Below are 12,975 nucleotides of genomic sequence, written 5' to 3' on the forward strand. Positions count from 1 at the left end.
GGTGTTCTTCTTTGGCCCTTGCTTACGCTGCCTATTCACCGCAATTTGGTCGCGAATCGCATTTCAGAGAGGGTAATGGATCAAGGCATCTACCTGATAACGCTCATCGGCACCGCACTTGTGCTGTTTGCCGCGTTCTCCAGCCTGATTGCCTTCCGCTTCGGCGCACCATTGCTGCTCATCTTTCTCGGAATCGGCCTTGCCGCGGGTACGGACGGGCTGGGGCTCGACTTCGACAACGCCTCGGTCGCCTTTTTTATCGGCTCGCTGGCGCTGGCGGTGATCCTGTTCGATTCCGGTTTCGGCACGTCCTTCGCCAGCTTTCGCGCCGCTGCACTCCCGGCCATCATCCTAGCCACCTTCGGTGTGCTCCTGACGGCGGGGCTGGTGGGCGTTGCTGCCCACTTTGTGGTGGGCTTTGATTGGTTGGAATCCTTTCTGCTCGGCGCCGCCGTCGCCTCCACAGACGCGGCCGCCGTCTTCTTCCTGCTGCGCGTCGGGAACATCTTCGTGCGCGATCGGGTGCGCTCGACCCTTGAGGTGGAGTCGGGATCGAACGACCCGATGGCGATCTTCCTTACGCTTTCCCTTGTCAGCCTGATCGCCGCCGGCGCCCCGCTGGAGCCGGGCAAGCTCGCCGGTGACGTGGCGCTGGGCTTCCTCAGGCAGATGGGCATCGGGCTCGCCGCTGGGCTTGCCGGCGGCTATCTGATCGTGCGGCTGGTCATGCGGCTCAAGCTCGAGCAGGGGCTGGTGCCTATTTTCGTGCTCGCGCTTTCGCTCCTGGTCTTCGCGCTCACCGGTGCCCTCGGCGGCTCCGGGTTTCTTGCCGTCTACGTGGCGGGCCTCGTGGCCGGCAATGCGCAGATGCGTTCGACAGGGATGCTGAAGCGGTTCCAGGACGGGGTGACGTGGCTGGCGCAGATCATCATGTTTCTGGTGCTGGGGCTGTTCGCCACGCCCTCGCAGTTCGCCGAGATCGCGCTGCCAGCGCTCTTCATCGGGCTCTTCCTCATCTTCATCGCCCGGCCGGTGGCGGTGACGCTGTGCCTGGCGCCGTTCCGCTTCTCACGTGCGGAAACGGCCTTTATCTCCTGGGTGGGCCTGCGCGGGGCGGTCTCGATCCTGCTCGCCATCACGCCCCTGATCGAGGACCTGGAGGGTGGCCGCAGCCTGTTCAATATCGTCTTCATCATCGTGCTCGTCTCGCTGGTGGTGCAGGGGTGGAGCGTTGGGCCGCTCGCCCGCCGGCTCGGACTGGTCGTGCCAACACGCACGGGACCGGTGGACAAGGTGGAGCTGGAGCTGCCGGGCTCCGCGCATCATGAGCTGCTGGCTTATCGCGTCGTCGCCGGGAGCCCGGTCGAGCGCGGCGAGCGCATCCCCCGCTGGGCGCGTCCTTCTCTCGTGGTGCGCGACGGCCGCTCGATGAGTTTCCAATACGCCGGCAGGCTGCAGGCTGGTGACCGCATCTATATCTTCGTGCCCGACCGCTATCCAAGGCTCCTCGACCGGCTTTTCGCCAGTCCGGCGAGAGTGGATCCGGAGGATGCGGAGTTCTTCGGCGCCTTCGCTGTGGACCCGGAGCGGCCCGCCGCCGACATCGAAGCCGCCTATGCGCTCGGCCTCGACGCGGAGGAGCAGGCGCTTTCCATCGCCGATTTCGTGCGCAAACGGCTGGGCGGACGCGCGGAGTACGGCGATCGTGTTCCGCTTGGCAGCATCGAGCTCATCGTGCGTGAGGTGGATGAGGACGGTGCGATCACTGGTATCGGCCTTTCCGTCGACCCACCGGCAAAGCCGGCCGAAGTGCCCGTCTTCATCAGCCCCAGCGAGGTGGCAAGCCGGCTTTGGGGCTTCGTGCAGCGCTGGCGGGCGGAAAGGCGCCGGCGTGCGGCGGATGCCACGACGGAGCGGCCCGACAAGTGATCGTGTCTTGCCTCGTGCGCCGTGGCCTGTATGTTCGCGAGCGCAATCATCACATTCTCGAGGCAGCGGATCGATGGCCGACTTCAGAACCCTGGACCACCTCAAGGATATCGCCGGCAAGCGTGTGCTTGTGCGTGTCGACTTGAACGTGCCGATGAAGGAGGGCGCGGTGACCGATGCGACGCGCATCGAACGGATCGCTCCGACCATCACCGAGCTTTCCGACCGCCGGGCAAAGGTCATCCTGCTTGCGCATTTCGGCCGGCCGAAGGGGGAACCGGCCACGGAGTTTTCGCTTAAGCCGGTAGCTAACGCCATGGAGGCCATACTCGACCGCCGCATCTATTTCGCCGCCGACTGTGTAGGCGAGGCCGCCAGGGAGGCCGTCGAGGAGATGAACGATGGCGACATCCTGCTTCTCGAGAACACGCGCTTTCATACCGGCGAGGAAAAGAACGACGCGGATTTCGCCAGGACGCTGGCCGAGAACGGCGATATCTATGTGAACGATGCCTTCTCCGCCGCCCACCGCGCACATGCCTCCACGGAAGGCCTTGCGCATCTCCTGCCGGCCTATGCCGGGCGCACCATGCAGGCGGAACTTGAGGCGCTGGAGAGGGGCCTGGGACAGCCGAAGCGGCCGGTGCTGGCCATCGTCGGCGGCGCCAAGGTTTCCACCAAGATCGACCTTCTTCTGAACCTCGTGAAGAAGGTGGACGGGCTGGTGATCGGCGGCGGCATGGCAAATACTTTCCTCGCCGCACGTGGCACGAAGGTCGGCAAGTCGCTATGCGAGCACGATCTTGCCGAGACAGCCAAACAGATCATGATCGACGCGGCCACCGCCGGCTGTGCGCTCATCCTTCCGGCCGACGCGGTGGTGGCGAAGAAGTTCGAGGCGGGGGCAGAGAGCGAGGTGGTCGACATCTCTGCCGTTCCCGAGGATGCGATGATCCTCGACGTCGGGCCGAAGAGTGTGGAAGCGGTCAATGAATGGCTCGACCGGGCCGACACGGTGGTGTGGAACGGGCCGCTGGGTGCGTTCGAGATCGAACCGTTCGACAAGGCTACCATGGCCGCCGCGCTTCACGCGGCGCAGCGTACGCGCGAAGGGCTTTTGGTTTCCGTTGCCGGAGGCGGGGATACGGTGGCCGCCCTCAACCAGACTGGCGTGGCCGACGATTTTACCTACGTGTCGACGGCGGGCGGTGCTTTCCTAGAATGGATGGAGGGTAAGACACTGCCCGGTGTTGCAGCACTGTCAAAATAATTGCTTTTCTTTCAATCGATTAGGTAGACGCGCCCCGCATTCCGTTTTTTTCTTTCATCTGGTAACGGCTTCTGAAACGTGTACAGGAGGCATGGAAGATGAGCGAACGGCTTGAAGATATCGCGGCCAGGATGACGGCCACCGGCAAGGGCATTCTGGCGGCGGACGAAAGCACAGGCACTATCAAGAAGCGTCTCAATTCGATCGGAGTGGAATCCACCGAGGAGACACGCCGTGATTACCGGGAAATGCTATTTTCCGCCCAAGAGGCGATGACGAACCATATCTCCGGCGTCATCCTCTATGACGAAACCATTCGCCAGAAGGCGAAGGACGGAACGTCGTTGGTGGAGGTTATCGCCAGCTCGGGCGCTGTCCCCGGAATCAAGGTGGATAAGGGCGCGAAGCCTCTGGCGGGCTTTCCCGACGAGAAGATCACCGAGGGCCTGGACGGCCTGCGAGAGCGGCTTGACGAGTACTACCGACTCGGCGCGCGCTTCGCCAAGTGGCGGGGCGTGATCGCCATTTCCGACGATTTGCCGACATGGGGCGCGGTGAAACAGAACGCGCAGGCGCTGGCGCGCTATGCGGCCCTTTGTCAAGAGGCGGGGATCGTGCCCATCGTCGAGCCGGAAGTGCTGATGGACGGGGCGCCGGGCGACCATTCCATCGACCGTTGCTACACCATCACCGAATGGGTTCTGAAGACGGTGTTCCAGGAGCTCTACGACGCGCGTGTCTCGCTGGAAGGCATGGTGCTGAAGCCGAACATGGTTATCGACGGCAAGAACGCACGCAAGGCGAGCCGCGAAGAGGTGGCGGAGAAGACCGTGCGCTGCCTGAAGGCCACGGTCCCGGCGGCAGTGCCCGGCATCGCATTCCTGTCGGGCGGCCAGTCGGACGAGGAGGCGACCGCGCACCTATCTCTCATGAATGCCGGTTACGACGTGCCGTGGACGCTGACCTTCTCCTATGGCCGTGCGCTGCAGGCGGCAGCACTGAAGGCGTGGGGCGGTAAGCAGGAGAACGTGGCCGCCGGCCAGCGTGCCTTCGCCCATCGTGCAAAGATGAACGGGCTTGCCGCGCGCGGCGATTGGAAGGAAGAGCTGGAGAAGGCCGCCTGATCCAGGCCGCGCTCAGCCGCGGCCGTGGCTGAGCGCGACGGTGAGCATGATGGCGGCGAGCGCCACGATGGCGAGCTTCCAGAAATCGCTGCGTTTCTTCAGGCCGGGAAGGCCGAGCGGCCGGATGATGTGCAGGATCATCATGGCCACGATCAGAAGCGAGAGGATTTTTGTCATTGGGCGCCCGGCACTGGGTGAGTGTTTGCCCTTGTGCCCTCCTTTCGGCTGCCGTGTCAAAAAGCGGTTGCCGCGCTTAAGGCCTCATCAGAAGCAGCTTGACCTGGCGCCGGCGCCGTCACAGGTTCCCGCCGAATGAAACGATCGAGGTGAGACGATGGCACTGGACGGGAAAACGGCAATCGTGACGGGCGCTGCCGGTGGCATCGGCTATGCCATCGCGGAGCGCTTCCTGCGCGAGGGCGTGCGGGTGGTGATCGCGGATGTTGACGCAGAGAAGGGCGCCAAGGCGATCAAGGATTTGGAGAAGCTGGGCGAGGTCGGTTTTGTCAAGACAGACGTGGGGAAGAGCCTCGACGTGCACAATCTCGTTGCCTCGACCATCGATTCGCTGGGCGATATCGATATCCTCGTCAACAATGCCGGTATCGTGCACGGTGCGGATTTCCTCGATCTCAAGGAAGAGGACTTCGACCGGGTGCTGCGGGTGAACCTGAAGGGCGCCTTCCTGGTGGGGCAAGCGGTCGCCCGCTACATGGTCGACAAGGTGAAAGGTGGCGGGGCACCCGGGGTCGTCATCAACATGTCGTCGGTCAACGCCGTCTTCGCCATTGCCAACCAGGTGCCTTATTCCGTCTCCAAGGGCGGCATGAACCAGCTCACCAAGGCAATGGCGCTGTCGCTTGCACCGCACGGCATCCGCGTCAACGCCATCGGACCGGGCTCGATCATGACCGACATGCTGGCGAGCGTGAACGCCGACCCGGCGGCCCGCGACCGTATCCTCTCGCGCACACCCATGGGACGCATCGGCGACCCGCAGGAAATTGCCTCCATCGCCGCATTTCTCGCCTCCGACGACGCCAGCTACATCACCGGCCAGACCATCTACGCCGACGGTGGGCGGCTGCCGCTCAACTACACAGTCGAGGTGCAGCCGCAGGAGTAGGCGGCCCTGCAGGCTCCTGACAAAACGTTGGCAGCACGGTCGTGCGATAATCCTCCGGCAATCACGTTGGAGGATGAGAGGCCATGACCGCTACACGCTATTCGATCTCCCGCACTGTCCACCGCTGGGCCAGCGCCTATCGGCGGCGCAGGCGCCGCAAGCTCACGGAACGGATCATGAACGACTTGCCGCCTAGCCTGCAAAGGGATATCGGTTGGCAACCGACGGGGCCGACGTGGCAGCGCTGAACCCCGCCGAGCCGAAGAGGAGGGTGCCATGGAACAGTCGAAGACGGTCGGTCTCGTTTTCATCGAGAAGTTCGCCGATTGGGAATTCGGCCTGCTGGCTGCTTCCGCTGTCGAGTGGTTCGGCGCACGCGCCGTCGCGCTCACGCCCGAAGCGGGCTCCGTGCGCTCCGCCGCCGGCCTCCAGCTTGCCGGCGAGCGCGGGTTGACGCCGCAGGAGAATGAGGATCTCGACGCCGTGGCGCTGATCGGGTCGGACAACTGGGCGTCTCCGGATGCGCCCGACGTGACGCCGCTTCTCAAGGCGGTCGCCGGGCGCGGCGGGGTCGTCGGCGGCATATGCGCCGGCACGCTGGGGCTGGCGCGCGCCGGCCTTTTCGAGGGCCGAGGCCACACCAGCAACGGCCGCGACTGGATCAACGGGCACGTACCAGGCTATGTGGGCGCTGAAGGCTATCAGGACGTGCCGCACGCGGTGAGCGACGGCAGCATCGTTAGTGCGCCGGGTTCCGCACCCGGCACCTTCGCCGCCGCATTCCTGGAGGCGCTTTTCCCCCAGCGCGCCGAGACGGTTGGCGAGATGCGCGAGCTGTTCGCGCGCGAGCACGCGGCGGCCTGACCGGCTCCACCCTATCTCACCCGCTGACAGGCTCCTGACGGTATGTTGTCAGGAGGGGTGTGCCACTCTGGCGGCATACCGAAGAGGAGAGATCGATGATGACACCGTTTTTGCCCGCCCACGCGGCCGTATGGTTTGAAATCCCGGTGAGCGATATGGGCCGCGCCAGGGAGTTCTACGGCGCAGTGCTTCAGAACGAGCTGACGGACATGGAAGGGCCAAACCCTATGGCTCGTTTCGCGGCAAAGGAGGAAAACTCCGTCGCCGGCCATCTTTACCCCGGAAAGCCTGCTTCCGAGGGCACCGGCATCACCATCCATCTGGCCGTTTCCACGCCTCTGGAAGAAGCCATGGAGCGGGTGACGGCGAATGGCGGCAAGGTCGTCTCTCCCGTCATCACTATTCCTGGGGGCCGTTTCGTGTATTGTCTCGATCCGGACGGCAATAGCTTCGGGCTGTTTACGTAAGGAGCGGCCTTTATGCGGCGCGCGGACCGGCTCTTTCAGATCGTTCAACATTTGCGCGGAGGGCGGCTTGTCACCGCGCGCCTTCTCTCGGAGCGGCTCGAGGTTTCCGAGCGCACCATCTACCGCGATATTGCCGACTTGCAGTCGACCGGCGTGCCCATCGACGGGGAGGCTGGCGTCGGCTACCTGATGCGCGAAGGCTTCGAGCTGCCGCCGCTGATGTTCACGCGCGATGAGATTGTGGCACTTGTGGCCGGCGCGCGCATGGTGCGCGCTTTTGGCGGTGCCGCCATGGCGCGCGCTGCCGAGGAAGCACTGATCAAGATCAGTACCGTACTGCCGGAAAACGAGCGTGAGCGCATTTCACGCACCGAAATCCACACGCCCAACTGGGTGATCAGCGATGCAGAGCGCCAGGCCATTGACGCGCTGGAGCATGCGGTCGAGAGCCGGCGCGTGCTGCGCCTCGATTACCGCGACGAGGCCGGGCGCATGAGCCAGCGCGATGTGCGGCCGCTTGGCCTATGGTTCTGGGGTAAGGTGTGGACACTGGTCGGCTGGTGCGAGCTGCGGGACGATTTCCGCGCTTTTCGTATCGACCGCATTGTCGTCATGCAGGAGGCCGGGCGCGGCTTCAGGCCGGAGCGCGGCAAGCAGCTAGGGGATTTCTATCGGCAACTGGAGCTCCGCGAAGGCTCAGGCAATGGGCATGCGTGAAGCATGCCCATCCTTTTGCTGGGACTGGAAAGCGATTAGTCCCGCTTCCTTGCCGCCAGCGTCCTCAGCCGCAGAGCATTGAGGCGGATGAAGCCTTCGGCGTCCTTCTGATCGTAGGCGCCGCGATCGTCCTCGAAGGTCACCAATGCATCGGAGTAGAGCGACTTATCGGAGCGGCGGCCGGTGACGATGACGTTGCCCTTATAGAGTTTCAGCCGTACCTCGCCCTCGACATCCTCCTGGCTCTTGTCGATCGCCGCCTGCAGCATCTCGCGCTCGGGCGAGAACCAGAACCCGTTGTAGATGAGCTCCGCATAGCGCGGCATCAGCTCGTCCTTGAGGTGCGCGGCACCCCGGTCGAGGGTGATCGATTCGATCGCGCGGTGGGCGGCGAGCAGGATGGTGCCGCCTGGCGTCTCGTAGACGCCGCGCGATTTCATGCCGACGAAGCGGTTCTCCACCAGGTCGATGCGGCCGATGCCGTTGTCGCGGCCGAGGTCGTTGAGCGCGGCAAGCAGCGTGGCTGGCGACACGGCTTCGCCGTTGAGCGAGACGGCGTCGCCGCGCTTGAAGCCGATGGTGATTTCCTTCGCCTCGTCAGGCGCGTCGAAGGGCGAGACAGAACGCTGGTGTACATATTCGGGCGGCTCGTTCCACGGATCCTCCAGCACCTTTCCTTCCGAGGAGGAGTGCAGCAGGTTGGCATCGACCGAGAACGGGGCCTCGCCCAGCTTGTCCTTGGGCACTGGAATCTGATGTGCCTCGGCAAAGTTGAGAAGGTCGGTGCGCGACTTGAAGGTCCAATCGCGCCAGGGTGCGATAACCTTGATGTCCGGGTTGAGCGCGTAAGCCGATAGTTCGAAACGCACCTGATCATTGCCCTTGCCGGTGGCGCCGTGGGCGATGGCGTCGGCGCCGGTCTCGGCGGCAATCTCTACAAGGCGCTTGGAGATGAGCGGCCGGGCGATGGAGGTGCCTAGAAGATAGATGCCCTCGTAGAGCGCGTTGGCGCGGAACATTGGAAAGACGAAGTCGCGGACGAATTCCTCACGCAGGTCCTCGATGTAGATCTCCTTGATGCCGAGCATCTCGGCCTTCTTGCGCGCCGGCTCCAACTCATCGCCTTGGCCGAGATCAGCGGTGAAGGTGACGACCTCCGCACCGAATTCCGTCTGCAGCCATTTCAGGATGATGGAGGTGTCGAGGCCGCCCGAATAGGCCAGAACGACCTTCTTTACGTCTGTGTGCTTCGCCATGGTCTTTTCCGGTTTAGGATGCCCGGCGCGCCCGGGGCCCGTTTGCGCGGGCACTATTATCAGGAAAAGACAAAGGGGCAAGCCGCCCCTGCGGGGGCGACCACTTCCGCTTGCCCGCTTGCCCGCTTGCGAGGCTGCAGGCGCAGCCTTACTTGCAGCTCTGGATCGAATCGAGCGCGGCCGTCATGCCCAGAAGCGAGAAGGTATAGCGGGTATCGTTGCCGCGGCCGGACTTTGCTGCCACCGTCATGTCGGAGCCGGCCTTCATGGCCGCGATCAGCTGTGGCTCCTCCGCCGCATTCTCCAGCCACGCCGATTTCTCCTGCGTGAACATGTTGAACGACCGGCCACCCACCGTCACCGTGACCTTCGAGCCGTCCTGGAGGTTATAGCCGGCGATGAATTGCGGCTCGTAGGCTACGTTCTGGCCCGGCTTCTGGCTGACGAAGAAGAAGATGTCGCCGTGATCAAGGCTTGAGGGCTCCTTCTGCTTCGGCACGCTCATCACGTAGCAGACCTTGCCGTTGCCAGACTGGTAGCTGTAGGTGCCCCAGTCGCGGTGCTGTCCGACGGCTGTCGCCTGTGCGAAGGCCGGCCCTGCGGCCGCGACCGCGCAAAACAGAAAGAGCGACGAAAAAATCCCACGCATTGTCCCTGACCGTTTCTTTGTCTGCCGTGTGTTTGTAAAGCACATCAGAGGCTTACGCCCGATGGCTTCATTTTTATTTAATCTGGGTTACCAAAGAGTGAAGCTGCATGAAATATTGCCCGCCTCTTCCTGAAAAAGAGTTTGCCGAGCGATCCTGCCTGCCGCTTCACACCCCACGTAAAAGGTTGAATCGGATGAAAAAGGCGAGAGTTTGACCCAATTGTGAGGTGTCAGATGCCGCCACGCTTCATTCGGCGTCTTCGAGGGCGCGCTTGGCGGCTAGCCGGTGGGCAGGGGTGATGTGCGAGCGCACGGCGCTGAGCGCTGCAACCAGAACAGCCACATCATCGGTAAAGCCGAAACCGGCGAGAAAGTCGGGCACCATGTCGAGGGGCAGGACGAAATACGCGAGTGCTGCGAGCAGGATGCCGCGCACGCGCGCCGGCGTTTCGCGGTCGAGCGCGCAATAGTAGCCGGCGATCACATCTTCCATGAACGGCACCTGGCGGGCCGCTTTCTTGGCGGTGCGCCAAAATTTGCGGCGAACATCCTCTTCGCGGCGGCTGTGCTCGTCGGCGCTGCCGGGAACAAGGATCTCGCCGATCTTCACGTCGTCCATAACTGTCGCTCCTTGCCGGGATGATGTGGGGAGAACGGCGCTCCGATGCAATGGCAGCTAGCGCGCAGCAAAGGCGTTCATCCTCTTCGCCAGCTTGAGATCGAGTTCCGTCAGGCCGCCGGCATCGTGGGTGGTGAGCGTGACATCGACGGTCTTGTAGACATTCGACCACTCGGGATGGTGGTTGAGCTTCTCCGCGGCCAGCGCTGCCCGCGTCATGAAGCCGAAGGCTTCGTTGAAATTGGCGAAGACGAAGCGGCGCTCGATGGCCGCACCGTCGCGCGCGAGGCTCCAGCCATCGAGCGCCGCCAGCGCTTCCTCCACCTGCTTGCTACCGAGTTTCTCCATTGCCATGAAACCTCTCCGTGCTATCGCATAGGGCATGAAGGATAATGCATCTCGCGCAGGCGAACAGGCCCGCACTGCCATTCTCTTCGTTTGCCTCGGCAATATCTGCCGTTCGCCGCTGGCGGAAGGCATCTTTCGTGCTGTCGTTGCGGAGCGCGGCCTGGAGCACGCTTTCCATCTCGATTCCGCCGGCACCGGCGCTTGGCACACAGGCACACCGCCGGATCCGCGGTCGGTGGCCACCGCGCGCCGCTTCGGCCTCGATATTTCCGGGCAAAGAGCGCGCCAAGTGGACCCGGCGGACTTTTCCCGCTTCGACCTCATCCTCGGCATGGACCGCGCCAACGTCAATGCATTGCGCCAACGAGCACCGAAGGAGGCGCATGACCGCGTCCACCTTTTCCTCGACTATGCGCTCGGCAGGCCGGAGGAGGTGCCGGACCCCTATTACGGTGGGGACGACGGCTTCGCCCTCGTCTATCGCACGATCCGCGAAGCCTCCGACGCACTGGCACTGAGGCTGGCCGAGCGCGCCGGCTCCGCGCGCATCAGCGGCCAGGCTTCCTCGACGATATAAGGTCCACCGCCGATCGATTCGCGTGCCGACATCAGGACGAAACGCCCGACCCGGAACGGCACGGCGGCAAAATTGCCGCGCGCCGACAGATAGGCAGCGACTTCGTGGGGGCTTGTGTTTTTCAGCCGCGCCAGCGTCACATGCGGGGTGAACTTGCGCGGGTCCGGGGCGAGGCCGAGACGCTGGCAGATGCGCTCGATCTCGCCCTGCAGGGCATAGAGATCAGGAGATGCTGCCACACCTGCCCACACCGCATGCGGCTTCTTCTGACCAAAGGCGCCGACACCGGAAAGCGTGAGCGAGAAGGCCGGCCGCCGTACCCGGTCGAGCGCGTTGGCGATCTCGTCAGCCACATGGCCTTCAACGTCGCCGATGAAACGCAGGGTGAGATGGTAGTTCTCGACATCGACCCACCGGGCTCCCGGCAGGCCGCCGCGCAGAAGCGAAAGGGACAGCGCCGCATCGCGCGGAATCTCGAGGGCGGTGAAAAGTCGCGGCATGGCAACCTCCTCGAATCTCTATGTCTGTCGTCAGCGAATCATCGATTGAGCAACGGAGCAAGCGCTTTCTGGCGCTCGCTGCTCACATCTCCGGCTTTTCCCCTTCGACGAGGGCGTCGACGGCTGGCAGCATTCGCTCCACCATCAGGTCTACACCCTTTGCGTTGGGGTGCATGCCGTCCTCGAGCAGCAGAGAGGCGTTGGCCGCCACGCCGTCAAGGAAGAACGGCACCAGCGGCAGACCGTGCTTTTCCGCCAGTCGTGGATAGATGGCGTTGAATGCCTCTTGATAATCCGGTCCCAGATTGGGCGCGGCGTACATGCCGACGAGCAGCACGTCGATGTCGCGCTCGCGAAGCCGGGTTAGCATCTCGTCCAGGTTCTTTTCCGTGGTGGTGGGGGAGAGTCCGCGCAGCATATCATTGGCGCCGAGTTCCAGGATCACGAGGTCCGTACCCTCGGGCACCGACCAATCGAGCCGCGACAGGCCGCCGCTGGTGGTATCGCCAGAGACGCCGGCATTTGCCACGGTGACGTCGCTGCCGCTGTCACGCAATGCAGCCTCCAGCTTCTCCGGAAAGGCCTCTCCCGGCGCCAGTTGGTAACCGGCCATCAGGCTGTCGCCGAAGCCGACGATATTAAAGACTTCCGCCCACGCCGGCCGCGCGCTGAACGTCAGCAGCAGGACGAGGACAATGGCCGATGACATTTTCGTGAGCGACAGGACAACACCGGAAATCTTGTCCAAAGGTTTGAATAGCATGAAACTCAACCCATATCTGCCGGAACCGCGCCCGCAATGTCCCTCATATAGGACGCCTCGCCCGTGACCAAACCCGTCATCGATCTGCATAATGTTTCCCTGTGGCTAGGCGAGGGCGCTTCGTCCGTCCATGTGCTCAAGGGTGTCAGCCTGGCAGTCGAACATGGCCAATCCACGGCCATCGTCGGCCCCTCCGGCTCCGGCAAGTCGACATTGCTCATGGTGATCGCCGGGCTGGAGAAGGTAGACAGCGGCATAGTGTGCGTCGCCGGCCAGACGCTCAACGGCTTGAGCGAGGACGCAGTTGCCGCCTTCCGCGGCCGCACCATCGGCATCGTCTTCCAGTCTTTTCACCTGATCCCGAACATGACAGCACTGGAGAACGTTGCCGTGCCGCTGGAACTCGCCGGCCACGACGATCCCTTCGGACTTGCAGAGAAGGAGCTTGAAGCTGTGGGGCTGAAGGACCGGCTGACCCATTATCCGGGCGAGCTCTCCGGCGGCGAGCAGCAGCGGGTGGCGATCGCCCGTGCGCTGGCGCCGCAGCCGGCCATCATGATCGCCGACGAGCCGACAGGCAATCTCGACCAGGCGACGGGGCGGCAGATCGCCGATCTGTTGTTCGAGACCGCGCGCGAACGCGGCACGACGCTGGCGCTGGTGACTCACGATCCCGCGCTCGCCGCGCGCTGCGACCGGCAGGTGGACATGCGCTCCGGCCGGATCGAAGAGGCCGCACCCGAACCTGCTTCTGCCGGCTGAGGCG

At 63.7% G+C, this 12,975-nt stretch carries 17 protein-coding genes; 10 read left to right on the forward strand and 7 right to left on the reverse strand.

The features are described from left to right. The first annotated feature begins 75 nt into the window (after positions 1 to 75). From N5A92_RS15460 to N5A92_RS15470, 3 genes are all read left to right on the forward strand, one after another. Entirely contained in the window at positions 76 to 1,929 is a 1,854-nt protein-coding gene (locus tag N5A92_RS15460; RefSeq protein WP_260904362.1) for a potassium/proton antiporter, read from the forward strand. Between the two features lie 73 nt (positions 1,930 to 2,002). Continuing rightward, on the forward strand, positions 2,003 to 3,199 hold the full coding sequence (locus N5A92_RS15465; RefSeq protein WP_260904363.1) for a phosphoglycerate kinase: 1,197 nt from the start codon (positions 2,003 to 2,005) through the stop codon (positions 3,197 to 3,199). 98 nt (positions 3,200 to 3,297) lie between these two features. After that, positions 3,298 to 4,323: a class I fructose-bisphosphate aldolase gene (locus tag N5A92_RS15470; protein ID WP_260904364.1), complete on the forward strand. Its 1,026-nt coding sequence runs from the start codon at positions 3,298 to 3,300 to the stop codon at positions 4,321 to 4,323. Between the two features lie 12 nt (positions 4,324 to 4,335). Here N5A92_RS15470 and N5A92_RS15475 read toward each other — a convergent pair whose 3' ends face one another. Continuing rightward, the gene (locus N5A92_RS15475) at positions 4,336 to 4,500 is read right to left on the reverse strand and encodes a hypothetical protein (protein ID WP_163265143.1); all 165 of its coding nucleotides are present in this window, start codon (positions 4,498 to 4,500) and stop codon (positions 4,336 to 4,338) included. A 157-nt stretch (positions 4,501 to 4,657) separates the two neighbouring features. Between N5A92_RS15475 and N5A92_RS15480 the strand changes: the two genes are divergently transcribed. The 5 genes from N5A92_RS15480 (at position 4,658) to N5A92_RS15500 (ending at position 7,497) form a co-directional block, all read left to right on the forward strand. Continuing rightward, a complete protein-coding gene (locus tag N5A92_RS15480) occupies positions 4,658 to 5,449 on the forward strand; it encodes an SDR family NAD(P)-dependent oxidoreductase (protein WP_260904373.1) in 792 nt (263 codons plus the stop codon). An 83-nt stretch (positions 5,450 to 5,532) separates the two neighbouring features. Beyond that, complete coding sequence (locus tag N5A92_RS15485; RefSeq protein WP_260904374.1) at positions 5,533 to 5,697, forward strand: hypothetical protein; 165 nt, start codon at positions 5,533 to 5,535, stop codon at positions 5,695 to 5,697. A gap of 28 nt (positions 5,698 to 5,725) precedes the next feature. Then, a complete protein-coding gene (locus tag N5A92_RS15490; protein WP_260904375.1) occupies positions 5,726 to 6,313 on the forward strand; it encodes a DJ-1/PfpI family protein in 588 nt (195 codons plus the stop codon). 98 nt (positions 6,314 to 6,411) lie between these two features. Continuing rightward, positions 6,412 to 6,780, forward strand: a complete 369-nt coding sequence (locus tag N5A92_RS15495) for a VOC family protein (RefSeq protein ID WP_260904704.1) — start codon at positions 6,412 to 6,414, stop codon at positions 6,778 to 6,780. A 12-nt stretch (positions 6,781 to 6,792) separates the two neighbouring features. Continuing rightward, complete coding sequence (locus tag N5A92_RS15500; protein ID WP_260904377.1) at positions 6,793 to 7,497, forward strand: helix-turn-helix transcriptional regulator; 705 nt, start codon at positions 6,793 to 6,795, stop codon at positions 7,495 to 7,497. Positions 7,498 to 7,532: 35 nt separating this feature from the next. Here N5A92_RS15500 and N5A92_RS15505 read toward each other — a convergent pair whose 3' ends face one another. The 4 genes from N5A92_RS15505 to N5A92_RS15520 form a co-directional block, all read right to left on the reverse strand. Continuing rightward, positions 7,533 to 8,753, reverse strand: coding sequence for an argininosuccinate synthase (locus N5A92_RS15505; protein WP_260904378.1), 1,221 nt, complete (start codon positions 8,751 to 8,753; stop codon positions 7,533 to 7,535). Between the two features lie 148 nt (positions 8,754 to 8,901). Then, complete coding sequence (locus tag N5A92_RS15510) at positions 8,902 to 9,402, reverse strand: invasion associated locus B family protein (protein WP_260904379.1); 501 nt, start codon at positions 9,400 to 9,402, stop codon at positions 8,902 to 8,904. A 247-nt stretch (positions 9,403 to 9,649) separates the two neighbouring features. Then, a complete protein-coding gene (locus tag N5A92_RS15515) occupies positions 9,650 to 10,021 on the reverse strand; it encodes a YkvA family protein (RefSeq protein ID WP_260904380.1) in 372 nt (123 codons plus the stop codon). A 57-nt stretch (positions 10,022 to 10,078) separates the two neighbouring features. Further along, positions 10,079 to 10,375 carry a 4a-hydroxytetrahydrobiopterin dehydratase gene (locus tag N5A92_RS15520; RefSeq protein WP_260904381.1) on the reverse strand — a complete coding sequence of 99 codons (297 nt, stop codon included), beginning with the start codon at positions 10,373 to 10,375 and terminating at the stop codon, positions 10,079 to 10,081. Positions 10,376 to 10,403: 28 nt separating this feature from the next. Here N5A92_RS15520 and N5A92_RS15525 point away from each other — a divergent pair, with 28 nt between their 5' ends. Then, positions 10,404 to 10,946 (forward strand): low molecular weight protein-tyrosine-phosphatase, encoded by a 543-nt coding sequence (locus N5A92_RS15525; RefSeq protein ID WP_260904382.1) that lies wholly within the window; start codon positions 10,404 to 10,406, stop codon positions 10,944 to 10,946. Here N5A92_RS15525 and thpR read toward each other — a convergent pair. Further along, on the reverse strand, positions 10,847 to 11,446 hold the full coding sequence (thpR, locus tag N5A92_RS15530) for an RNA 2',3'-cyclic phosphodiesterase (RefSeq protein WP_260904384.1): 600 nt from the start codon (positions 11,444 to 11,446) through the stop codon (positions 10,847 to 10,849). The two genes, N5A92_RS15525 and thpR, sit on opposite strands and share 100 nt — an antisense overlap. Positions 11,447 to 11,528: 82 nt before the next feature. Beyond that, positions 11,529 to 12,209: an arylesterase gene (locus tag N5A92_RS15535; RefSeq protein WP_425248595.1), complete on the reverse strand. Its 681-nt coding sequence runs from the start codon at positions 12,207 to 12,209 to the stop codon at positions 11,529 to 11,531. 63 nt (positions 12,210 to 12,272) lie between these two features. Between N5A92_RS15535 and N5A92_RS15540 the strand changes: the two genes are divergently transcribed. Continuing rightward, positions 12,273 to 12,971, forward strand: a complete 699-nt coding sequence (locus N5A92_RS15540) for an ABC transporter ATP-binding protein (RefSeq protein ID WP_260904386.1) — start codon at positions 12,273 to 12,275, stop codon at positions 12,969 to 12,971. Positions 12,972 to 12,975 lie beyond the last annotated feature (4 nt).

The organism is Chelativorans salis, assembly GCF_025336525.1.
Taxonomy (GTDB): domain Bacteria; phylum Pseudomonadota; class Alphaproteobacteria; order Rhizobiales; family Rhizobiaceae; genus Chelativorans; species Chelativorans salis.